Raw genomic sequence first — 23,535 nt, 5'->3', positions numbered from 1 at the left:
GAAGTTGAATCAAAGAAAAATCTACGTGAATATGTTGGTGGATTTGTTGAGAATTTAGCGGCAATGTCTGAAGAAACAGGTGCTTCTGTTGATCAAATCGTTCATCAATCAACACTTATTTCAGAAAATGCCGGTAAGAGCATGGCAACATCTGTTGAGATGGAAAGCCGCTCAAAATTAGGAAAAGAGCAGTTAGATCGTGTTGTTGAAAACATGACAGAGCTAAAAGATATGGTAAAGCATATAACTGGTGCCATTGACGAGCTAGAAAGAACTTCAACTCAAATTGGAGATATTGTTAATGTCATTACAGGAATTGCGGACCAAACAAACTTACTTGCACTAAATGCTGCGATTGAGGCAGCAAGAGCCGGTGAAAATGGTAAAGGATTTGCTGTTGTAGCAGATGAGGTTAGAAAACTAGCAGAACAAACGAAACATTCTTCTTCGAGCATTACGTCACTAGTTGATACAACGATTAAGCAAATTAGCGGTGTAACTAGTCAAATAAATACCATTGATGTAAAAGTAGAAACAGGAAACAAAGAAATTGAAGAAACTGGCGTTGTTTTTGAAAATATTTTAAATGCCAGCACAGAAAGTAAAGAAAATAGCCAAAGTATTGCGAACGATATCAACTCATTATCAGAACTTCTTTCTGAAATTAATCAAGCAGCAACAAAGCTTTCAGCATCAGCTGAAGAGCTTAGCGCAACGATTTCTAAGTTTTAATAGAACGAACTCCCTTGTCATAAGGGGGTTTATTTTATTTTGGAAATGTCTATGTTATCAATCTTTGGCTTTGCACTCGATAATCGGGTAGATCTATTTATTCGTATAATGCTAGACCAAAGAAGTGTTATGAAAAGCTAGGCTTTCAAGTAGAAGGTGTTATACGCGGGGAGTTATATTATGATAACGAGTACCACGATAATATAGTGATGGGAGCTTTAAAAGACGAGTTTTTGGGAGCTCGTAATAAAATGAATGAAAGCCTTACTAGTTATAGCAAGGCTTTCATTTTGTTTACATTGGAAATAACCATTCAATATCTTGTGGTAGTTGTGGTTTCTTCGTGTCATTTCTAAATAGCATTTAATAACACCTCACCTTTAACCTTTTAGCTTTTATACCCAGTTTCCTTTTCTGAATAAAGGAACAACTGTGCCATCCTTTTTAATGCCGTCAATATCCATATCACCAGAACCAATCATGAAGTCAACATGAGTGACACTTTGGTTAATACCATTATCTGTTAGATCTTGCTCTGACATATCGTTTCCATCCTGAATCGTAAATGTATACGAGCTACCAATTGCTAAGTGATTAGATGCATTTTCATCAAATAACGTATTGTAAAATAAGATGTTTGTATTCGAAATAGGTGAATCGTGTGGTACTAGTGCAACTTCTCCTAAATAATGTGAACCTTCATCTGTTTCAATTAGCTTTTGAAGTGCTTCATACCCTTCCTCCGCTTGGAAATCTACGATTCTACCATCCTTAAATGTTAAAGAGAAGTTATTAATCACGTTTCCTGCATAGCTTAAAGGCTTCGTACTTCTAACTGTTCCATTTACACCTGTTTTAAGTGGAGTGGTAAACACTTCTTCTGTTGGCATATTGGCTACAAAGCTAGAGCCTGAATCATCTATACTCTCTGCTCCAACCCATAAATGCTTTTCTGCAAGCTCAATCGTTAAATCTGTTCCTGGAGCTGTGTAATGTAAGTATTGGAAGTTTTCGTTATTCAAGTAATCTACTTTATTATTTAAGTTTTGGTTATGGTTGATCCACGCTTCAATTGGGTTATCCTGCGTAATGCGTGTTGCATCAAATATCGCATTCCAAAGCTTCTCTACTTGTTCCTCTGAAGAGCTTACTTCAGGGAATACTTTTCCAGCCCATGCAACTGAAGGTACTGCAACAATAGACCAACTAATCTTAAAACCTCTTGGATACTTCATATATTCTTTACTTGCTTCTCCCGCAACTCTAGCTAATCTAGAGATTTTATTTGGGTCCACGCCTTTTAGAAGCTCTGGATTCATTGACACGATATGTAGGGCAGCTGCTCCTTCTTTGTATGCTTGCTCTAGCATATCTGCTCTCCATTTTGGAAAATATTCAAATGACTCATCTGATGCATAATCATATCTTGTTCTTGTTACCACTTCGTCTGACCATTCAACTTGAACAAGCTTTGCCCCTACTTCATATGCTTTCTTGACCACTTTTCTAACAAATGGAGCACTTGAAATATCCGCATTGACAAATAACGTTTGGCCAGGTTGAATATTAACCCCTACTTTTACAGCTAGTTCTGCATATTTTTCTAAATTCTCTTCAAACGTTCTCATTTTGACTCCCCCTCAACAAAAAAACTGACTTGTAAGTTTATTTAAAATAATAGTAACATTTCAGACAAGAGATATCCAATGATATTTATCAATTCATCACTAATCTTTAGAATAAATTCTTTTATCATTGCTGTATTTTTTTCTTCGTTTTGATCTAGGAAAAATCTTTGTTTGTTGTGATTGCGGAATCAAAATATCCTTATACTCTTCCCCAATAATATCCTTTTGCCATTTTAGTTGAGTATTACTCATCATGATCACCTCTTATATCGCTTCTCACTTATTAAACCGACTAGACAGTTTGTTCTTTATTGTATTAATTACCCCATTCTAAAATGGGGCAATTATCTAATCGGGAGTTAACATACAGCTCACTATACTCTTTATACTATATTATTATGGTAAAAATTGGATATGTCAATCATTTAGCTATTTCTTAAAAACATATACACTGTTTCCAAGTTCCGATTAATCCCATTTTGCCCTAACCACTTACTATATGGTTCTTGCATAGTAAAACTAGATTGAAAATCTTGCATGGTATGATTTGAGTCAATTGCTTCTTTTGCTTTCGTAACCATATCCTTTAAATACTTAAGGACCGTTTCACATAGTTCCAATGTTGCAACATTACCATGCCCTGGTATCACAATGTCAAGATCCATTGTTTTAATTTTGTTTACTATGTCAATAAAATCAATAGGATTATAAATCGGAAAATGAATTCCCTCAGTAAGCAAGTCCCCCATAAATGCCACTTTCTCCTGTGGTACATACATGATCGTATCACATGGTGTATGCCCTCCACCTAATGCATAAACCTCTACACTCCGCTGAGTCCCATGAATCACTAACTTCTCTTCAAATGTTACAGTCGGATAAACCATCTTTAACTCCTGTACTGCCTCATAAATCTTATTCATTTCGTTGTACTGATTTTGAATGCTTAATTTGATAACATCATCTATTGAATTTTCTATTTGATTTTGTAAATCCTGCAAGTATTTAGTCATTTCTTCTCGTTCTGTTTCCACTTCACGTAATATATTTCTTTCTTTAAATAGATTTCTAGTTAATGAAGTTGAAAGAATTGTCGTATCTTCAAATACTTGATTACCAAACACATGGTCTCCATGATAATGACTGTTTACAAGATATTTGACTTTTTTCCCTGTCATTTCTTCTGCAATGTTCCTTAGTTCTCGGGCAGCAGCAGGAGTAGAAAAAGAATCAAATACTACTAACTCTGTTCCTAAATCGACAAACCCTGAATTACTCCATGCTCCTTCTCCTTTTTTTGCAATCGCAGCATATACTCCGTTACTGATTTTTTGAAGAATGAAAAATGGTGTTTCAATCCGATCGTTCATCATTTTTGCTCCTATCGCGAATAGTTGTTATACCATTATATAAAAATAAATGAATACTAATATGGGGGATTTGATTGTTCCATTGTATTCTTCACAAATTCGAGTACTTCCTGTTTATCTAATAATCTATACATTAACGTATTCATTATAAATCCCTCTTTCGAATAAAAACCGACTACACAGTTTAAATGTATAGCAAATTCCATGTTCTGTCAATTGATTGTGTGAAAAGTCTGATAAACCCCTTCAATTTTAAAAAAACAATTGTGGCCTACCTCGCCCCGAGAGTATGAAACCGGTCGTGTAACATAGTTAGACAATCGGCTAGTACAATCCTATAGAAGCTGGTAAATTCCTGTTTTTTGGCATGGTACTATTTTCAATATTTTTAAATGTCATAAAAAAAGAAAGCCCATCGGCTCTCTTACTTTAAGGAAGCGATGAACATCTCTTTCGCTTCTTCTATAACTTCCTCGTATGGATACTGTTCTTCTAAGGCAGAGTATTGAAAACCAACGCCGTTTATAATACTCCAGAATAACCTAGCCAAAACATCAGGATTTGATTTTGATGTAATCTCACCTGTCTTCTTTCCTTCTTCAATAATGTTGATGATGACGCTATTGTAATAAGTTTCCGCCCGGTCAATTAGCAGCTGTCTTAATTCTGGATCTCTAGAAGCATGAAGATAAAACTCGGTATGTACCTTCACTGTATCCATCCATGTTCCACGACCTGCTTGCATTTTGTACACATCAAATATAAAGGAGATCTTTTCTATCGCATTATCGTATTTTGTTAATTCTTCTATCAATCTTTCTGTACTAGAGACCGTTTTTTCATTCATTAAGGCGATATAAATTTCTTCTTTACTTTTAAAGTATGTATAAATAGAGCCTTTACTAATCTTTGAGTGCTTTACAATATCATCAATCGTTGCAGCCTGAAATCCTTTTTCAGCAAAACAGATTAATGCATGTTCAATAATTTCACTTCGTTTTCTTGCACGATACTCATCAGAAACTACTGGCGGCATCTTATCCCTCCTTTGTTTCATCCTTAATATAATTAAAACTATAACATTTACTTAATAAACTATCTAGTCAGTTTATGAGATATTATAAAAACAGAGGCGTCCCAAAAGTCAGAATCGTTACTTTGAGGCAGCCTCGTTTTATTTCTATTAGATAATAAATTGTTAATTTTAAAATGATGTCCGTTCCATTCCGCTCCAGACACTTGCCGGATACCGCGGGGAGAAAGTCGAGCCTCCTCGTCTTCGCCTGCGGGGCCAGAGTCGTTTTCTCTATCTCCCGGAGGAGTTAAGTGTCTTACGCTTCATTACACTATGTAGTAGATTGTAAATCACCACAAGATACACGTATTATTAGAAAATAAGAGATAAAACAAAAAGCTGTCCCTAAAAGATCGCCATTCATCGACCTTTTGAGTCAGCTTCTGTACCAATTATTTTACTTCAATTTTTGTTAACACATATTGGCCTTTATCGTTCTTGTAATATTCAACAATAACATGAGCATTCTTATCGATTTTGCTCCAGTTTACATCTTTTACTTGCTCTGTGCGTAAAGTCATTTTTTTCATTTCTGTATTTACTTCAATTGAATTGGAATCTAGTTGCCCAACATACGCGGCTTCTTCACGAATTGTATTATTCTTTGCTTCTGATTTTGATTCTTCTTTTACAATAATTTTTGTTAAGATATACTGATTTTCTTCATTTTGGTAATATTCCACAACCACTGCTGCATTCTTCTTTATCTTACTCCAGTTAACATCTTTCACTCCACCAATTTGAAGTGCCAGTGTTCTAGATTCTGTATTCACTTCAATAGAATTAGAGTCAATTTGACCTACATATGCAGCTTCTTCTTTCATTGTCCCTTTGTTTTCACCATTTTGTTCCTTCTTTATTTCTTTCACATCAATGCTTTGTAGAATTGCCTGACCTTCTCTATTTTTGTAATACTCTATTGTTACATGTGCATTCTTTTCAATGCTGTTCCAATCTATATCTGTAACATTTCCAACTTGTAAGACAAGCGTTTCTGTTTCTGTATTTACTTCGATTGAATTCGTATCAATCTGACCTACAAATGCTGCTTCCTCTTTCACTACTACTGCTTTTCCATCTACTTCTTTAGAAGAACTGTCTCCTGATCCATTTACTACTTCTCCTGTAGCTTCTTTGTTTGTATTATCTGCAACTGCTGTACCACAAGCTGCTAAACTTCCTGCTAACAATATTACTGATAACATTTTTAATGTGTTCATCTCGGTCACCTCATGTTTTTTTGTTTTACACTTATGTGACGAGAGTTTTACCAAAATGTTACAAGGCAATCAAAAATATTTCCTGTTTTATTTAAAAATTATTATTGAGGTCATTCCATCAAATAAAATTAGAATAATTAGCTATTTAAGCCTGAGAGGTAAGTGGATGTTTTAAATCTTGTGGAAGCACAGTTCCGTTCTCCAGCTTCACAAATAATTGCTCGCTTCCTATATATAACGTTTTTTCTAGCATTACATTCTCATAATCAGGTGTGTAATGAAAAACTACTTTCTCTGTTTCTGACGTCGAAAGCTCGCTAAGTATTGTTTCTATATTTACTTTTTGATGACTGATTAAATCAAATATGTGCAACTCTGAATCCTCGTGTTTACAAATCACGATTACATTTTGACTTTCACTATAGTAAATATCATGTGAAAACACGTAAACACAATAAAACATAAGTAATTCTTCTGAATTGGTTGTACTAAATGTGGTAGACACTGAGAGACGCTTTGATGCAAATTGATAAATAAAATTCAAATCGTCTTCGTTTGTACCGTCTAGTTTTTTGAAATTCGTTGTGTTTTGAATTTCTCTTTTATAGATCATGAAGTAAATGTACTCTTCACGAGGTACAAAACCAAACTTCGGATAAAATTGAAGGACTGAGTCGTTGGCAAATAAATACATAATGTCATATTGACCTTTGTATGTTTTTGAAACTTCTTCCAGCAATTTTCGGGATAAACCTTGATTTCGGTAATCTGAATCTGTCATAACTGTCCCTATTTGTATTGCTCTTTTTTTCTCATCATTTACGATGATGTCTATAAAATTCACGGATACATTCGCAACTACTTTATTATTTTCCACGTAGCAGAATGGAATATATTTATCAGTCCAATACCCTTTTTCATACCACGTTTTGAAGTTTATTCCGAAGGTCTTTTGTGCTAAATCATTAAAGCTATTTCTTAATAAGTCTATTTCTCTAATATTAGTAACAAGTTGCAACTCCGTCATCATGTTCATCCTTTTACTCTTTCTCTTTATTTCATCATACAGAAAAAAGGATGAACATTCCCCTTTTTTTAGTTTCGATTAAAAATGACTAGTTTCATTTCTGTCATTTCTTCCATTGCATATTTTATTCCTTCACGCCCTATGCCGCTGTTCTTTACACCACCGTATGGCATATGATCGACTCTAAAGGTTGGGATATCATTAATCAATACACCACCGACTTGTAGTTTGTCGGCAGCATTTAATGCAACATGGATGTTTTCTGTGTAGATTCCAGCTTGAAGACCGAATTCAGAGTCGTTTACATAATCAATCGCTTCTTCTATATTTTGTATTTTATTGATCATGACAATTGGTGCGAATACTTCTTGACAAGATACTTTGGAATGAACCGGGACATCTAGTAAAACGGTTGGATGCAGCATATTATCAGTTGCTTCACCACCAGTAGCAACTCTCGCTCCTTGCCTGGAAGCCTCCTCAATCCAATGAAGCGCTCTGATGCAATCATTTGGTGTGATGAGTGCAGATAAATCTACTGATTCATCAAGTGGATTCCCGAGCTTGAGCTTTTTCGTTCCTTCTATGAATTCAGCTACAAACTCGTCATATATATTTTCATGTACATAAATTCTTTGTAGCGAGATACAAACTTGACCTTGATAGGTAAAAGCACCGGTCACACATCTTGGAATGATTTTCTCTAGTGAAACACCTTCATCAATAATGACCGCAGAATTCGAACCTAGTTCAAGCGTGACTCGTTTTAAACCAGCTTTATTACGAAGTGAAATACCAACTGCAGGACTTCCCGTAAAGGTTACCATTTTGACTAACGGATGGGTAACAAGCGCATCTCCCACCACACTACCTTTTCCTGTTACGACATTTAATGCTCCTTTTGGTAATCCCGCTTCTTCTGCAATTTTTGCTAGAAAAAAAGAAGATAGTGGTGTTTGTGAAGCAGGCTTTAACACAACGGTGTTACCCGTTGCGATAGCTGGACCTACTTTATGAGCAACTAAGTTCATCGGAAAGTTAAACGGTGTGATGGCAGCAATAACACCTAATGGCTCTCGAACTGTGTAAGCAATTCTGTTTTCTCCGCCTGGCGCAGCTTCTAGTGGAATGGTTTCACCATGAATTCTTTTTGCTTCTTCAGCTGCAAATTTGTATGTCTGAATCGTTCGAGCTACTTCAGCTCGGGCGGTTGTGATTGGCTTTGCTGCTTCTGTTGCGATGATCTTTGCGGCTTCTTCAAATCGTTCCTCAAATAACTTAACCATTTTTTCTAGTATTTGTGCTCGTTCATAAGCTGGCATTTTTTTAAGTATGTTTTTTGCATCACTCGCTGCTTTTACAGCAATCTCTATATGTTCATTGGTGGCTGAAGGTATCTCTGCTAATACTTCTCCGTCATAGGGAGAGAAAAGTGAAGTATACTCATTTGTTTCGATCCATTCACCATTTATATATAACTTTTCTCTTTTACTCATCATTTTCAACCTCCTATTCAACATCCGTATATATCCATTATATTTGAACAAAAGATATTTATAGCCATTACCTGCATAAGAAAAATACCTAGTCGATGACTAGGTATTTAAGTAACAATTGTATCAACCTCACGCATAAGCTGATCCGCCCATAAATTTGCCTTTGAATATACTTCAAAAAGATCTGATTCACTTAAATTTGGAGTTAATGTTTTAAATAATTTATTGGATAGCTGCATTCTTTCCAGTGCTTTGATAAGCTCTAGCACATAACCTAAGTCTTCTTCTTCCCCTTTTAAGGCATTCTTGATGTCAAATGAAAGAGGGAGTTCTGCTAATACCTTATCCATAGGAACACGAAGAATCGTATCAATCAGGGAAAACATACCAAGCAAGAAATATTTAGAGCTTTCCATTGGTTTAATGCCCATGTATGTACCGAGAAGTTCGCCAATCTTTGCTCTCGTTAAACTTAAATGGATGATTTCTTTCGAAGATTCATCACTATCCCCAACTCCTTTTATGGAAAGTACATAAATCCATTTCTTTATCTCGATTAATCCGAGTAAAACGACAGCTTGTTTAATCGAACTGACTTCATATTTCGGACGAATAGTTGGAGAATTTATAAGCTTCAATAATTTATATGAAATAGATAAATCCTTTTCAATCACTTGCGTAATATGGTCAATATCAGGCACTGGCATGTCTAACTCTTCGAGAACGAGTAAATAGGAAAAATAGTAGGATGGAATATCATGACTTTGTAATATCACTGGTTTACTGAAAAAATACCCTTGAAAATAGCTGTATCCATCAACCGTTGCTTGCTCGTACTCTTCTCTTGTTTCTACCTTTTCAGCGAGGAATTTTAAATTAAACGGCTTTAAATAGTCCATTAGCTGATTTCTAGCTTCCCTCGTGGTGGATCTAAAATCAATCTTAATGATATCTACAAACTCAAGTAATGCTAATACATGCTCATCACCATGTAACAGGAAGAAATCATCAAGAGCAATAGTGTAACCATAAGCCTTAAGCTCTTTACATAATTCGATAACCTCTGGAGTGGCTTTTACATTCTCTAAAATCTCTACCACAATGGATAGAGGGGTAAAGTAAGTTGGAAGCTTTAATTTAAGAAGATTTTCTGTAAAGTTAATAAAGCATGGCTTTCCCTTTGAAAGTTCTCCTAATCCAATGTTTAAGAAGCTGTTAACAATTACTTCGGAAGTAGCTTTGTCTCCATCTGTATGAGAATATCCATTTGCCTTGCTATTTCGATACAATAACTCGTAAGCGGTGACTTCTTCCTTTTCGTTAAATATTGGCTGTTTTGCAACAAAAACTTCCATGGATCTTCCCACCTTATATGTAAAAAAAGTATATCATTATGATATTAAACGATGGCAAATAATACAATGGATGATTATGACAAAAAAAATAAGCATAGATGCAATGATCCATGCTTTTTTGACTTACAATTCTGTTAGCTCTTCGGACAACTCTCCAATTGATACGTCCATTTCCTCTTCTGGCTTTGAACGAGAATAAACACGCGCTGTATTCGCATTTTCATCATAACTTTTAATCCAAATTGGTACTCCGTGATAACTTACCGTAATCTCTGCCGGAGACGAAACAATTTGCTTCACACGATTCATTTCCATTTCCTTCACTCCAAAATACGTTTTATTAGTTTTCAGTATTACTAATCAAGAAGAACCTACCGAAGACGATCCATCACTGTCTCCACCACTTCCACTTGAGTCGTTACCTACCGTTTCATTTGCATCTGGATTATCTGAATCTGATGCGTTTGAGCAACCAGTCATTACTAAACCAATAGCTAGAAAAAGCATAAGAAACCTTTTCATGTAAGAACCTCCTTTACGACTAAAATTAGTATGATTCAATCAATGGGAATTCATTCACTAGCAACCTTTAAAAGTTATGAGGTTAGAAAGAAATGGTAACAATAATGGAAGAGGTGAAACATATGAAGTTACATACACAAGAAAAACAAACATTAAGTGATGCGATAGATAAGTTAAATGAAGGTTTAGATTCATTTATTCAGCTCTACAATGATGCGGAAGAAGATAAACCTTTAATTGAGTTTGATGATGAGGCAACAACCATTATTGAAAGAGCAAAAAAAATATATGGTAATGAGGAAATCGACCAAAGAATGAATAAAATTGTGAAGGAAATTTTGTCACTTATCCCATTAAATCAAAAGGATAGCCCTCAAAATGAAGAGGAATAAGGAATGATCATCTATGAGCGTTAGATCAATTTTATTTTCCTATTTACGACTGCCTCTTGTAATCAGGCTCGTACTATTAGCATTATTATCGATAGTCTTGTTTGGGACCATCATACATTTTATTGAACCTGGGACATTCCCGACAATATTTGAAGGAATGTGGTGGGCGATCGTCACAATTTCAACGGTTGGTTATGGTGACTACTCTCCCACAACTGAAATTGGTCGTGCTGTTGGGATGTTATTAATTCTGGTTGGTACAGCCTTTATGACGTTTTATTTTGTAACATTATCTGCTGCTACCATCTCGTTAGAGAATTCTTTTGCTGAAGGAAAATCAACCTTTAAAGGAGAAAACCATGTTATTTTAATTGGATGGAATGAGAGAATTAGAGAAACACTTGTCCAGTTAAATGGAACAAACGATAAACTACAAATCGTCTTAGTGGATGAAACATTAAAAGAAAATCCACTTTCTGATCGGAACATTACCTTTATTAAAGGAGACCCATCTAATGATGATACATTGCGGAGGGCAAATATTGAAGTAGCTGCTATGATAATTATTTCTGCTGATCAAAGTAAAAATGAATCTCATGCAGATATGGCGACAATCTTAACCCTTGTTACAGCAAAAGGAATGAATCCTTCCATCTATACCATTGTGGAGATTTTAACGAAGAACCAAATAATAAACGCAAAGCGTGCAGGTGCTGATGAAGTGATACAAACGAATAAACTGACAAGCTACGTAATGGCAAATAGTATCATGTCACACGGTATGAGCGATGCGCTGCTCATTATGTTAGATAACCTTTCGGGGAATAAAATAGAATATATACTTGTTCCTGAAGAAATTGAAGGCTTGTCCTATGAAGAATGCATTAAACACCTTATAAAAAAAGGCATTTTATTAATCGGTATTAAAAGAAGGGACGAATCGTTTATCAATCCATCCCCTACCTTTTCCATTTTAAAAACAGACGAATTATTAATCATTCGTCATTAATCTTGTTGTAATAAATCCTCTAGTTCTTTTACCAATGATTTTCCAAGATCGATGTATTTTGTCGGGAAGGAAGCATCTGGATCCTGTGGCTCAGAGAATTGATTGAACGTTCCAGGATCAATTCCTCTTACATGATCATCTAAACCAATTTGATACTTATGGGAAAGCAAAAACGGACGCCCTAGTTGTACAGTTGTATTTTGAGAATCTAATTGACCATCTACTGCTGTAAATGGAACACGTAAAAATTGATAGCCAACTTCATCATCAATCTTATAATCAAAATAACCATGATCATAATCCCAGTTTCCACCGATGACATAGCCAATAGGCTTTAACGTGGATTCTAATCTGTATAAGTTAAAGGATTGACCCTCAAGCTGCGAAGGGATTTCAATCATACAATCAGCTCCTTTTTTAATCTATCTTTAGGTTATCCATTCATGGGAAAATTATTGATGATGAAAGTAAAACATGGTTCCGTGGCAGTCTTTCTACAAATAAAAAAATGAAGTGAGGAAAAAATTCCTCACTTCATTTTTCATTTTATAATCTTTTTTCTAATTCTTCTTTCTTCTCTTCAAAGCCTGGCTTACCAAGTAATGCGAACATATTAACTTTGTATGCTTCAACACCTGGTTGATCAAATGGATTGACACCAAGTAAATAGCCACTCATCGCACAAGCCTTCTCAAAGAAGTATACTAAGTATCCAAACGTATACTCATCTAAACGAGGAATCTCCACAATTAAGTTTGGAACGCCTCCATCTGTATGTGCTAGCATAGTTCCTTGGAATGCCTTTTTATTAACGAAATCAACTGATTTACCTGCTAAATAGTTTAAGCCATCAAGGTCTTGCTCTTCCGCTTCAATAATCAGTTCATGACGAGAGTTCTCTACACTAATAATCGTTTCAAAAAGATCACGACGACCTTCTTGTACGTATTGACCTAATGAGTGTAAGTCTGTTGAGAAGTTCGCAGAAGATGGGAAAATTCCTTTTTGATCTTTTCCTTCACTTTCGCCGAACAACTGCTTCCACCATTCCGCAAAATATTGTAGACCAGGTTCGTAGTTAATTAACATCTCAATCGTTTTTCCTTTATTGTAAAGAACGTTACGAACAGCTGCATATTGGTACGCAAGGTTTTCTTCTAGCTCTGATTTTCCAAATGCCTCACTTGCATCCTGCGCACCCTTCATCATTTGTTCAATATTTGCCCCGCTCACTGCAATCGGAAGTAAACCTACTGCTGTTAGTACAGAGTATCTTCCACCAACATCATCTGGGATAACAAATGATTCGTACCCTTCTTCAGTTGCCAGTGTTTTTAATGCACCTCTAGCTTTGTCAGTAGTCGCATAAATTCTCTTTCTTGCTTCTTCTTTACCGTACTTTTCTTCTAGAAGCTTACGGAAAATACGAAAAGCAATTGCTGGTTCTGTCGTTGTTCCAGATTTTGAGATAACATTAACCGAGAAATCTCTACCATCAAGTAACTCCATTACATCTTTTAAGTATGTAGAACTAATGTTGTTACCAACAAAGATCACTTGTGGAGTTTTACGTTGTTCTTTTGATAAAGCATTATAAAAAGAGTGATTTAATAATTCGATTGCAGCACGTGCACCAAGGTATGAACCACCTATACCAACCACAAGTAATACATCCGAATCAGATTTAATCTTCTCTGCACTTTTCACAATGCGAGAAAATTCCTCTTGATCGTATTGTGTCGGTAAATCAATCCATCCTAAATAATCATTCCCTGCACCTGTTTTCTCATGTAAAGAGTGGTGTGCAACTTTTACTGCATCACGTAAATATGTAAGTTCATGCTCTCCAAAAAACGATAACGCCTTTGAATAATCAAATTTGATATGACTCATTTTATAAGCCTCCTCTATTAAACAGTCTTGCCTCTTTCACTTTATCGAATTCATGATAGCAAATCAAGAAGGGTGGAATTTTGTAAACGGATACATTGGAAATTAAGTTAAATTTCATACCAAAAAATGAGTTTTGGATCAATCTCATGTATTTTTCGTGTGATTAGATTATTATTTTCGCTTTTTAATTTTTCTCGCGTTTTAAATGAATTTCGCTATTCGCTATTATTTTCACAAAAAAAAATAGCACTTCAAGTTGAAGTGCTACCTTAGTTTATAGTGAAGCGCGATAAATCGCTAACGTATCTTCTCTATTTAATTTTTGGAAGTTACCGTATTCGCCGCGGGCCATTGCTTTGTCTGCCATTAATTCAAGCTTTTCATCATCAATATCATAATCCGCTAAACGAGATGGAGCTCCGATGCTGTTCCAGAAGCTGCGTAGCTTTTCAATTCCTTCTAGAGCTACTTCTCTGTCAGACTTTCCGTCTGGATTTACATCAAATACTCGAACTGCTAATTGCTTAAAACGAGCAACGTTTGTATCCAATGTATGCTTCATCCAATTTGGGAAAAGAATCGCTAATCCACCACCGTGAGGAATATCGTATACGGCAGAAACAGCATGCTCAATATTGTGAGTTGCCCAGTCTCCTCGGTACCCCATTTGCAGCATTCCATTTAAGGCAATTGTACCACTGTATAGAATTGTCTCACGGTATTCATAGTTTTCTAAATCATTAACTAATTTTGGTGCTACCTCCATTACAGTGCGCAATGTTCCTTCACATAAACGATCTTGAAGTGGAGTGTTCGTTACATTGTGGAAATACTGTTCGAATACGTGTGACATCATATCTACAATTCCATAAATGGTTTGATTTTGAGGCACAGTAAACGTATTCGTTGGATCAAGAATTGAAAACTTAGGGAATGTAAGTGGACTGCCCCAGCCATACTTTTCATTTGTTTCCCAGTTTGTAATGACAGAGCCTGAGTTCATTTCAGAACCCGTTGCAGCTAATGTTAAAACTGTTCCAAATGGTAAAGCCTCTTTTACTTCAGCCTTTCTAAGAACAAGATTCCATGCATCTCCATCGTACTTGCTACCAGCTGAGATTAATTTCGTACAGTCGATGACACTTCCACCACCAACTGCTAGAAGAAAATCTATTCCTTCTGCTTTACAAATTTCAATACCTTTTTGAGCAGTCGTTAATCTCGGATTTGGTTCAACACCACCAAGCTCGTGAACTTCTGCATTTATTTCTTGTAGCTCTTTCATCACTTTATCATATAGGCCGCTACGCTTAATGCTGCCTCCACCATATACTACTAATACTTTTTTACCGTATGTAGGTATTTCTGTTTGAAGATGTGATAACGTATCTTTTCCGAATATAAGCTTGGTTGGATTATAAAATGTAAACTGTTCCATGATTCATTACCTCCTCATGATTTGGTCATTTCTCATTATGTATCACAGGTGTAGCGATTGTAAAGAAACATGACTCCTTATAGCAGTATGCATAATTTCATTGAAATGTACTCATGCTAAAAATGTAGTTATTTTAATAATAAGGAGGGAAACGTAGTGAGTACAATTCAACGTCTTGCGTTAGCTCTAACAATAATCGGTGCGATTAACTGGGGACTAATTGGCTTCTTCCAATTTGACCTAGTTGCTGCGATCTTTGGTGGACAAGATTCAGCATTATCACGTATCATTTACGGATTAGTTGGGATTGCTGGTTTAATCAACTTAGGACTATTATTCAAGCCTTGGAAAGAGATGGAAACATCTGCAGAACCAAGAGCAACACGTTAATTCTGCATAAGAAAAAGGTAGGGAAGATTCCCTACCTTTTTTCTATTAGTGATTATTTCTTTAATAAGTTTTCACGGCCGTTAGATTGTTCAATCCACTCTTCAAGCTTGTCTTTTAATGTGTTGAAGCCTTGTAGTTCTGTATCAGACTTCTCACTCTTTTTATTCATGATCTTTTGAAGTGGAGCTTTTTCTGGTGCTTTTTCTGTAGCACGGATAGAAAGACTAATCTTCCCTTTTTCTTCGTTAATAGAAAGAACTTTTACATTTACCTCGTCCCCAACAGATAAATGTTCGCTAACGTCCTTTACGAAACCATGCTTAATTTCTGAAATATGAACAAGACCTTGAGTCGTTTCATTTAACGCAACAAACGCACCATAAGCTTGAATTCCTGTTACCTTACCTGTTAATACACTACCTACTTCGATTTTTTCTGACATCCGAAACACTCCTATATGTTTTATTTTCTATCACTTTATATACGCAATATAAAATTATATCATAGTAATGTTATTTAATCAAAAAGGACGGCTTTTGGCCGTCCTTTCTTATTTATTAATAGGGTTCTTTACTAAATGATTGTTTTTTCTATTCTGAACTGAGACCGTTCCTTTCCGCTGCAGTCACTTGCTTTCCGCGGGGAGAAAGTGGAGCCTCCTCGGCTTCGCCTGTGGGGTCTCCACCTTTTCTCTTCTTCCCGCAGGAGTCAAGTGACTTACGCTTCAATTCACTTTTGCTCAAAATTTAGTTAAAAAGTAACAATCGATTACAGTAAGAACATTTATATATTACTCAATAGCACTTTTATGAAACTCAGCTTCTTTAAGACTATTATAGTAATTTTCAACCTTTTTATAAGCTTCTGTATCAGGATCTTTCTCATTTAAGAACTTTTGATAACTTTCTTTTAATTCAGGGTCAAGATAACCATCATTTAAGAATGCAGGTTTACTCACATTCCCATTAAAGTAGAAATTAAAATACTCGTTAAATAAATTATCCATAAGAACCTTACTCGAACCTTTATAATTCTTTCTACTCTCTTCTAGAATAATTATTTTTTCAGCAATTATATCCCAGTTTTTCGAAAGTCCACCATCAATTGCAAGTCTTGAACTATTTATATTAATAAAATCTTTAACATCTTGATCTATCTTGCCCCCATATAAATCAAGGATGCTTTGGAAGTTTATCTCTACCTCATGCTGCCCTTCTATATCAATTAATGTATACCCATTATCTTTTAAATATTGAGCAAACTCTTTCAATTCTTGGTTTTCAATTCCGCTAACAGAAAGAAGTTTTTCCTTTTGTTCAAAAAAATCTTGGCTAATTTTGAGTATCTCACCTGAAATAGCAAATGCAGTTAATTCTTTCTGAAAATGTACTTTTAATTCCTCTTGTTTTCGCATGATATCCATTACATCAGATGATAGATCCTCTTTATTACTAGTCTCCAACTGCCCTAAGTCAGTTTTAGGCATTTCGAATCGATCTTTAACAAACGCCATATATTCTTCGTACGATTGTTCCAGGTCTTTTTCATTTTTATATTTTTTATACTCCGGTTCACCTACTTCTTCAATGAATTCCTTCGTTTCTCGAATGTACGGTAATTCCTCTAAATTTTTAATTTCCACAATTGGGTGTTCATAGGAAGTAGACAGTAATTCATCGTAGTATGCTACGAGTATTTTTTGCTTTTCCGCTATCTGTTCCTTCGTGACTTTCTGTTCATTCGTTACAGGTGGTTTTTCTTCCGGTTTCTTTTCTCCATCACCTTGATTCGTACCTTGTGATGATAACATCTGAACAGCAAGGAGCGATCCGATAATGAGTACGCCGATAAAGCTTGCAACGTATGGTAGTTGTGTTACCCATTTTTTCTTTTGCTTTTGCTTAGTTTTCTTAATTTGCTCCATAATTTTGGCCGGATTACTTGCGGTTGGGATTTCTTCATAGCTATTTTTTAGTTGGTTTAATCGTTGTTCTAGCTTATCCATTCCCATTGCCCCCCTTTCTTTCTTCCTCTTCCATGATTTGTTTTAACATCGACTTTCCTCTTAACAATCTCGTTTTTACTGAAGATAAGCTAATGGATAGTATCTCTGCGATTTCGTCATACTTTTTATCATGAAAGTAGTAGAGGATAATCGGCACACTGTATTTCTCATTCAATCGTTGTATGCTAATGTGTAGGATTCGGTCTTCTTCACTTTGCAAAATAGAAGCTTCTACTTCTGGATATACTTCGCGTTCTAACTGAATCTTAAATAGCTTTCTTTCGTTTTGTACCTTTTTCCGTGCCATGTCTCGCGTTACATTTAACGTAATTTTATACAGCCATGTTGAGAATTTCGCCTTTGAGAACTGATCTAAAAATCGATAGACTCGGATAAATACTTCTTGCGTAATATCATCTATTTCATCCCTGCGGTTTCCTAATTGATAGGCAAACCGTTCAACGACAGGATAGTATTGTTCAACTAGTTGCTGAAAACTTGCAGTGTTTCCTTGCTGTGCTTTCCTTATTAATTCTTCCTCCACGCCCGTCAACCCCTTTCTCTTGCTTATGAAACGAAGCAATCGTTACAATTGTTTCAAAAAATAATAAAAAAAATGTTTACACGATAAAAAATATGGAAATAGTATACATATAAGGCTTTCTAGTATTCCCCCTTTTTAGGACAAGTGTAAACTTGTCCATTTTTTTATGAACAAAATTGAACTTTTTGGGTATGATAATACGTAAATAATGGTTGGAGTGAAGAGCGATGACATTCGAAAAGAACAACGAATTCACCATTACCATTCAAGGGATACCAATCCATTACGAGTTGTATCATAAGGAAGCAAGTAATTTGAAGCCTACCATTGTGTTAATACATGGTTTCCTTTCATCAACCTTTAGCTTCAGAAGACTCGTACCTCTTTTGGCAAAGGAGTATCGCGTGGTTGCTGTAGATCTCCCTCCCTTTGGTAAAAGTGGAAAATCAAAAGATTTTATTTATTCCTATCAAAATTTAGCAAGCGTTGTAATTGAGCTTCTCTCGATCCTTGATATTAAGGAAATTATTCTTGTCGGGCATTCGATGGGTGGACAAATTTCCTTAAACATCGCTAAGTTGCGACCTGATTTAGTTCGTAGGATGGTATTGTTATGTAGTTCTGGATATTTAGAACGTGCCAAACAGGCGCTTATCTTATCTTCCTATATTCCATTTTTCTCGCTCGTGTTAAAGAGGAAATTGGCAAAACAAGGCGTCATGCATAGCTTAATAAACGTGGTGTATGATCATTCGATGATTGATGATGAAATGAAGACAGGATATGAAGAACCGTTTTACAATGATGAAATTTTCACAGCAATGACGAGATTCATACGACATCGTGAAGGAGATTTACCTGCTAACGAACTTCAGTCCATTGATACAAAAATCCTTCTTATTTGGGGACGTGAGGATAAAGTGGTTCCTCTATCAGTTGGTGAACGATTGCATCGTGATCTCAAGTATTCCGAGTTAATTACGCTCGAAAAAACCGGGCATTTACTCCCGGAAGAAAGACCTCATCATATTAAAGAACAAATATTGCAATTTATATAAATAACTGGAGAAAGTGAACACTCCAGTTGTTTTTAAATAAGGCTCAATTCGTAAACGTTTTGCTCGCCCTATGCAAAGACATCCCTAATTGATCATGCACGAGTCGTCTTCATCTTTAATCTGTAGTAGTTGTTTTGCTTTTTCTAAGCAAAGGTCCATTGATAATGTACGCTCAAACGAGAATTCAAAAATACCTTGGATTTTTTTCGCTAGCTCTTCTTCATGATCAAGAAAGTTGACTGCTCCAATAATATCTGCAAACTCAGGGTCATAATTATCTGCACCGATCCCGAATGGGTCCCATTCTAGTAAAAAATCGTACAATTTAATATTTAATGTATTCATTATTGTTATCACCTATTATACTTCTAATTTTCACTATAATCTTATTTTATAGGAAACACACAAACTGACAAGTGGAATTTGATTTGTAGGAAATATTGCTATTCTGAAGGGATTTAAAGGAAACGTCTAGGAATTATAATAAATACGCAATTCAAAAAAGAGGCTAGGACAAAACTAAATCACGATACTTTAAAGACGAACGATTTCAAATTAGATAGGCTTTTAATACAGCTGTTAATTTCCGCGCAAGACTTCGCTTTCCGCGGGCGGTTGGTGAGCCTCCTCTGTCGTTCCTCCCTGCGGGGTCTCACCTAACTCGCTTCTCCCGCAGGAGTCTTCGTCTTGCACTCCAATTAACAGCTAGAACATACTTAAAACAAAACGTAGTCTCTAACAAAACAAATAAATAAATAAATAAATCCGAACTCATTCAAATCCTATAAACGAATTTGAGATGATTGTTCGGATTTTTCTTCGCCGAAAATACTTTTGGACCTGCCTCTATTTCCCTTCCTCTTTCTTGCGCTGATCAATATCTACAACTTTTTCTTTTTTCTTATCTTTATTCATTTGCTCTTCAAGACTGATCACACCGCAAGCGATTCGTTTTCCACCGTTTCCTGCTGGTTGACTCATACCGTCGTCAGCCTTTTCGTGAATAACTAGTGAAGTACCTTCTTTAATAAATAATGAAGTCTTTCCTTCTTTAAGTGTAACACCTGGCGCCATTAGCTCAACTAAAACGGTACCATCTGACTCTGCAATTATATTCGGTAAGTCACCTGCGTGAGAACCTTCTGGATTTAATAAGCCATGGTCTTTGTCTTCTGGATTATAATGTTCCCCTGCAGATTCATAGTCAGGTGGCTCGCATTTTCCTGTTTGGTGAAAATGAATTGCATGTGGACCCGGTTCTAACCCCTTCAAGTCTAATCCAACACTTAAACCTGTTGCCTTTTCTTGAAGCGTTGCCGTCCCCATTGTATCGCCATCTGGATTTTTAATATCAATCATGATTTTAGTTGGTGTATACTCTCCGCATCCACTCATGAGAAGCAGAAGTGACAACAATAGCAACCTTTTCATGCAAATCCTCCTCTAAAAGTCTCATATCTCGTAGCTTAACCAAATCTCAAATTGATTAAACGACAACTATTACCCTTTTATTGGAGCAATTACCTAAACAAGACAAAAAAATAACCGAGGTCAACCCCGGTTATTTGTTCTCTTCATTGTACTTTCTCATTTTCTCTTCTACTTCTTTTGCCTTTTCTAATTCTTTCTTCGATGCTTTAATAATTAATCGAAACACAAGAACAGCCAACATCATAAAAATTAAAAAAGAGAAAGCTGCTGGAATATACTCAGATTTATCTTCAGGAAAATATAAAAATAACCCAAACACTTGAGGTGCTATTAACATAGTTGTTACTCCTTCACATTAACCTTTTCAATCGTTACTGGCTGTTTTGGCTTACCTTGGGCATCCACTTCAACAGCTGCTATTTGGTCAACAACGTTCATACCTTCTATGACTTGACCAAATACAGTATGCTTAAAATCTAACCATGGTGTTCCACCCTGTTCAGCATACGCCTTTATAAGCTCTTCTGGGAATTGAGCTTCCTTCATTTGAGCTTGAAGGTTTTCATCAATCGTTGGATTTTGAACGATAAAAAATTGACTTCCGTTCGTATTTGCTCCTGAATTTGCCATCGCTAATGCTCCTCTAAAGTGCATAACCTTAGGTGAAAATTCATCTTCAAAATCACTGCCGTAAATACTTTCTCCACCCATTCCTGTTCCATCAGGATCTCCACCTTGAATCATAAAGTCTTTTAAAATGCGGTGAAAGGTAACTCCTTCGTAATAACCCTCTTTACCATGAGTTATAAAGTTCTCTACTGCCTTCGGTGCTACATCTGGGTATAACTCAATAGTGATTGAACCCATAGAAGTTACAAGCTCAACTGTAGGGTAATCTTCACTTTTTTCATCTGATAGTTGACGAAGTGCTTCAACATCAATGGTTTCTTTAGTTTCGTCTAATGATTCTTCCACTGGCTCGTCCTTTTCTTCCTTTGTACCTGAGGTTTCATCATTTCCTGTTCCACAAGCACTTAAAAGTAAAACGAATAGTAGTGCGATAACATTTAGTTTTAATTTCATTACTGTTTACACTCCTAACAAAAGTACTCAAAAATTTTGACTTCTTGTCCCTTATGGTACTATGAAGAGTAGAATGAATCAATGAGGGAAGGATGAAATGTTATGTCAGAGTCATTACAAATTGGTGACATTGTCAGAGCACCGTATAAAACAGGAGTATATATTGGAGAAATCACAAACGTTCGACCTGAACATTATCTCGTGAAGGTGAAAGCTGTGCTAAAACACCCAGCTCAAGGAGACCTTCATAATCCGAAGCAAGTGGGTATGGGATTTTTTCATGAACGGAAGGCTCTCGCAGAACATGAGCAAACGAACATTTTAAAAGGTATGGTAAAACCATATGAAGGTGAAATTCCTAATTATAAAATATCTTTAACAGATTCACTTCGTAAACTACGTTGCGATTTAGATAGTGAACAATCTGAATGGGCAACTCTATGCTTGGAGAAAGTTGAAACCTTGGAAAAGGAATATAAGCTATAATCTCATGTATTATACTTTATTCGTACACCTTGCTTAAAAGGTGTTTTTTTATTTTCTGGACAGAATATAGAGAGCAAAAGACTTGATATAATTATTGAGGTTTACTAAAATTTAGTAAGGCGAAATAATTTAGACAGAAGGTGTGTATCATTCAACTGTTAAAGAAAAATCTTATGATTATGTGGACTGCTAACTTCTTTGTCGCAGCAAGTGCCACAATGATCCTTCCCTTTTTATCTATTTACATTGAGACTTTTGGTAACTTTTCAAGTGATTTTGTTCAACGTTGGTCTGGATTTGTATTTAGCATTACGTTTTTAACAGCCCTCTTCTTCTCACCGATTTGGGGGAGAATTAGTGACCGTTATGGTTATAAGAAGATCTTAATGATTACCGGTTTTGGAATCTCTATTAGCATCTTTTTAATGGGATTTGCACAAAGCGTAGAGCAATTATTTTTCTTACGTATGTTTATGGGAATTGTAACAGGCTTTATCCCCACTTCAATTGCCTTTATTTCTTCACAAACACCTAAGGAAACTGTCGGTAAAACACTCGCAACACTTCAAACAGGTACCGTTTCTGGTGGATTGTTAGGTCCATTAATTGGTGGGTTAATCGTTGATGTTGTTGGTTTTGAGTATACCTTTATTGTTACTTCCCTTTTTATTGCCGGTGCAGCTCTTCTCGTTACCCTATTTGTGAAGGAAGAAAAGAAAACAGCCATTCAACTAAAAAAGACGTTCACACGAAAAGATGTTTTCTCCCAAATTATGAGTTCACCGTTATTAATCATGTCAATGGTATTATCCTTTCTAATTCAAACCGCAAATTTTAGCATTCAGCCGATTCTCGCTCTTTACGTAAAGGAATTAAATGCTGGGACAACTGTTGCATTATTATCTGGTTTAGCGTTTTCAGTTACAGGACTGGGAAATTTACTGGCTACAAGACGTTGGGGAAACCTCGGAGATAGAATTGGTTATGAAAAAGTCGTTCTATTATTACTTGTTTTATCGGCTACTTTCTTTATTCCACAGGCCTTCGTGTCATCACTTTGGCAGCTGGTTATCTTACGTTTCTTCCTAGGAATGTCTCTTGGAGGCATTATTCCTTGTATGACTGCATTTATTCGAATGCAAGCACCACAAGCGATGCAAGGTGAAGTACTCGGATATAATGTGAGCTTCCGTTTTCTTGGTAATGTCATTGGTCCTTCACTAGGTGGTATATTAGCTAGTTTGTTTGGAATATCTAGTGTATTTTTAATTACTGGCTTATTGTTTATTGTGGCAGCCCTCCTATTATGGACAATTATGAAAAAAGCTCCTAACGATAAACGTGAGTCCCTTACGGCATAAAAATAACTGGAGGTAAATCC

Annotated in this window: 26 protein-coding genes and 1 pseudogene; 7 read left to right on the top strand and 20 right to left on the bottom strand. The window is 35.9% G+C overall.

From position 1 onward, the window contains the following. Positions 1–285: 285 nt before the first annotated feature. Positions 286–732: pseudogene (locus JR050_RS20850) on the top strand (methyl-accepting chemotaxis protein); the annotation flags it as partial. Positions 733–1,127: 395 nt separating this feature from the next. Here the strand turns inward: JR050_RS20850 and JR050_RS13830 are convergent. The 10 genes from JR050_RS13830 to JR050_RS13785 form a co-directional block, all read right to left on the bottom strand. After that, a complete protein-coding gene (locus tag JR050_RS13830) occupies positions 1,128–2,360 on the bottom strand; it encodes an aminopeptidase (protein ID WP_204204090.1) in 1,233 nt (410 codons plus the stop codon). 99 nt (positions 2,361–2,459) lie between these two features. Next, positions 2,460–2,615 carry a hypothetical protein gene (locus JR050_RS13825; RefSeq protein WP_204204089.1) on the bottom strand — a complete coding sequence of 52 codons (156 nt, stop codon included), beginning with the start codon at positions 2,613–2,615 and terminating at the stop codon, positions 2,460–2,462. A 170-nt stretch (positions 2,616–2,785) separates the two neighbouring features. After that, positions 2,786–3,730: an MBL fold metallo-hydrolase gene (locus JR050_RS13820; protein WP_204204088.1), complete on the bottom strand. Its 945-nt coding sequence runs from the start codon at positions 3,728–3,730 to the stop codon at positions 2,786–2,788. A 424-nt stretch (positions 3,731–4,154) separates the two neighbouring features. Next, entirely contained in the window at positions 4,155–4,766 is a 612-nt protein-coding gene (locus tag JR050_RS13815) for a TetR/AcrR family transcriptional regulator (protein WP_204204087.1), read from the bottom strand. Between the two features lie 431 nt (positions 4,767–5,197). Continuing rightward, the gene (locus JR050_RS13810) at positions 5,198–6,025 is read right to left on the bottom strand and encodes a hypothetical protein (protein WP_204204086.1); all 828 of its coding nucleotides are present in this window, start codon (positions 6,023–6,025) and stop codon (positions 5,198–5,200) included. A gap of 145 nt (positions 6,026–6,170) precedes the next feature. After that, on the bottom strand, positions 6,171–7,061 hold the full coding sequence (locus tag JR050_RS13805) for a GNAT family N-acetyltransferase (RefSeq protein WP_204204085.1): 891 nt from the start codon (positions 7,059–7,061) through the stop codon (positions 6,171–6,173). Positions 7,062–7,120: 59 nt separating this feature from the next. Next, positions 7,121–8,548, bottom strand: a complete 1,428-nt coding sequence (locus JR050_RS13800; RefSeq protein WP_204204108.1) for an aldehyde dehydrogenase family protein — start codon at positions 8,546–8,548, stop codon at positions 7,121–7,123. Positions 8,549–8,655: 107 nt separating this feature from the next. Further along, complete coding sequence (locus JR050_RS13795) at positions 8,656–9,903, bottom strand: EAL and HDOD domain-containing protein (protein ID WP_204204084.1); 1,248 nt, start codon at positions 9,901–9,903, stop codon at positions 8,656–8,658. A 123-nt stretch (positions 9,904–10,026) separates the two neighbouring features. Continuing rightward, positions 10,027–10,218, bottom strand: a complete 192-nt coding sequence (locus JR050_RS13790) for an H-type small acid-soluble spore protein (RefSeq protein ID WP_204204083.1) — start codon at positions 10,216–10,218, stop codon at positions 10,027–10,029. Between the two features lie 45 nt (positions 10,219–10,263). After that, on the bottom strand, positions 10,264–10,425 hold the full coding sequence (locus tag JR050_RS13785; RefSeq protein ID WP_204204082.1) for a hypothetical protein: 162 nt from the start codon (positions 10,423–10,425) through the stop codon (positions 10,264–10,266). 122 nt (positions 10,426–10,547) lie between these two features. Here JR050_RS13785 and JR050_RS13780 point away from each other — a divergent pair, with 122 nt between their 5' ends. Together JR050_RS13780 and JR050_RS13775 are read left to right on the top strand one after the other, a co-directional pair. Then, the gene (locus JR050_RS13780) at positions 10,548–10,817 is read left to right on the top strand and encodes an atypical membrane-integrating protein (Mistic protein) (protein ID WP_204204081.1); all 270 of its coding nucleotides are present in this window, start codon (positions 10,548–10,550) and stop codon (positions 10,815–10,817) included. A 13-nt stretch (positions 10,818–10,830) separates the two neighbouring features. Further along, positions 10,831–11,826, top strand: coding sequence for a potassium channel family protein (locus JR050_RS13775; protein WP_204204080.1), 996 nt, complete (start codon positions 10,831–10,833; stop codon positions 11,824–11,826). Here the strand turns inward: JR050_RS13775 and JR050_RS13770 are convergent. From JR050_RS13770 to JR050_RS13760, 3 genes are all read right to left on the bottom strand, one after another. Then, a complete protein-coding gene (locus JR050_RS13770) occupies positions 11,823–12,227 on the bottom strand; it encodes a YugN-like family protein (protein WP_204204079.1) in 405 nt (134 codons plus the stop codon). The two genes, JR050_RS13775 and JR050_RS13770, sit on opposite strands and share 4 nt — an antisense overlap. 145 nt (positions 12,228–12,372) lie before the next feature. After that, the gene (locus JR050_RS13765; protein ID WP_204204078.1) at positions 12,373–13,719 is read right to left on the bottom strand and encodes a glucose-6-phosphate isomerase; all 1,347 of its coding nucleotides are present in this window, start codon (positions 13,717–13,719) and stop codon (positions 12,373–12,375) included. A 274-nt stretch (positions 13,720–13,993) separates the two neighbouring features. Next, on the bottom strand, positions 13,994–15,157 hold the full coding sequence (locus JR050_RS13760; protein ID WP_204204077.1) for an iron-containing alcohol dehydrogenase: 1,164 nt from the start codon (positions 15,155–15,157) through the stop codon (positions 13,994–13,996). A 156-nt stretch (positions 15,158–15,313) separates the two neighbouring features. Between JR050_RS13760 and JR050_RS13755 the strand changes: the two genes are divergently transcribed. Continuing rightward, on the top strand, positions 15,314–15,547 hold the full coding sequence (locus JR050_RS13755; RefSeq protein ID WP_149221031.1) for a DUF378 domain-containing protein: 234 nt from the start codon (positions 15,314–15,316) through the stop codon (positions 15,545–15,547). A 52-nt stretch (positions 15,548–15,599) separates the two neighbouring features. Here JR050_RS13755 and yugI read toward each other — a convergent pair whose 3' ends face one another. The 3 genes from yugI to JR050_RS13740 all read right to left on the bottom strand — a co-directional run bounded on the left by yugI (position 15,600) and on the right by JR050_RS13740 (position 18,096). After that, positions 15,600–15,989: a S1 domain-containing post-transcriptional regulator GSP13 gene (gene yugI / locus JR050_RS13750; RefSeq protein WP_204204076.1), complete on the bottom strand. Its 390-nt coding sequence runs from the start codon at positions 15,987–15,989 to the stop codon at positions 15,600–15,602. Positions 15,990–16,337: 348 nt separating this feature from the next. Continuing rightward, positions 16,338–17,552 carry a hypothetical protein gene (locus JR050_RS13745; RefSeq protein ID WP_204204075.1) on the bottom strand — a complete coding sequence of 405 codons (1,215 nt, stop codon included), beginning with the start codon at positions 17,550–17,552 and terminating at the stop codon, positions 16,338–16,340. Beyond that, a complete protein-coding gene (locus tag JR050_RS13740; protein WP_204204074.1) occupies positions 17,545–18,096 on the bottom strand; it encodes a sigma-70 family RNA polymerase sigma factor in 552 nt (183 codons plus the stop codon). The genes JR050_RS13745 and JR050_RS13740 overlap by 8 nt, the downstream gene beginning before the upstream one ends. 227 nt (positions 18,097–18,323) lie before the next feature. Between JR050_RS13740 and JR050_RS13735 the strand changes: the two genes are divergently transcribed. Then, positions 18,324–19,154 (top strand): alpha/beta fold hydrolase, encoded by an 831-nt coding sequence (locus tag JR050_RS13735; protein ID WP_204204073.1) that lies wholly within the window; start codon positions 18,324–18,326, stop codon positions 19,152–19,154. An 84-nt stretch (positions 19,155–19,238) separates the two neighbouring features. Here JR050_RS13735 and JR050_RS13730 read toward each other — a convergent pair whose 3' ends face one another. From JR050_RS13730 to JR050_RS13715, 4 genes are all read right to left on the bottom strand, one after another. Continuing rightward, on the bottom strand, positions 19,239–19,499 hold the full coding sequence (locus tag JR050_RS13730; protein ID WP_204204072.1) for a DUF1871 family protein: 261 nt from the start codon (positions 19,497–19,499) through the stop codon (positions 19,239–19,241). A 501-nt stretch (positions 19,500–20,000) separates the two neighbouring features. Next, positions 20,001–20,585, bottom strand: coding sequence for a superoxide dismutase family protein (locus tag JR050_RS13725; protein ID WP_204204071.1), 585 nt, complete (start codon positions 20,583–20,585; stop codon positions 20,001–20,003). A 130-nt stretch (positions 20,586–20,715) separates the two neighbouring features. Next, positions 20,716–20,922, bottom strand: a complete 207-nt coding sequence (locus JR050_RS13720) for a hypothetical protein (protein ID WP_204204070.1) — start codon at positions 20,920–20,922, stop codon at positions 20,716–20,718. 5 nt (positions 20,923–20,927) lie between these two features. After that, positions 20,928–21,668: a peptidylprolyl isomerase gene (locus tag JR050_RS13715; protein ID WP_204204069.1), complete on the bottom strand. Its 741-nt coding sequence runs from the start codon at positions 21,666–21,668 to the stop codon at positions 20,928–20,930. Between the two features lie 102 nt (positions 21,669–21,770). Between JR050_RS13715 and kapB the strand changes: the two genes are divergently transcribed. Further along, the gene (gene kapB, locus JR050_RS13710) at positions 21,771–22,154 is read left to right on the top strand and encodes a kinase-associated lipoprotein KapB (protein ID WP_204204068.1); all 384 of its coding nucleotides are present in this window, start codon (positions 21,771–21,773) and stop codon (positions 22,152–22,154) included. Between the two features lie 173 nt (positions 22,155–22,327). Further along, complete coding sequence (locus JR050_RS13705; RefSeq protein ID WP_239454400.1) at positions 22,328–23,515, top strand: MFS transporter; 1,188 nt, start codon at positions 22,328–22,330, stop codon at positions 23,513–23,515. The last annotated feature ends 20 nt before the right edge of the window (positions 23,516–23,535 follow it).

The sequence above is a fragment of the Bacillus suaedaesalsae genome (assembly GCF_016890225.1).
Classification (GTDB): Bacteria; Bacillota; Bacilli; order Bacillales; family SA4; genus Bacillus_BS; species Bacillus_BS suaedaesalsae.
Note: the sequence above shows the minus strand (reverse complement) of the source record. Positions and strands in the feature narration are given on the sequence as shown.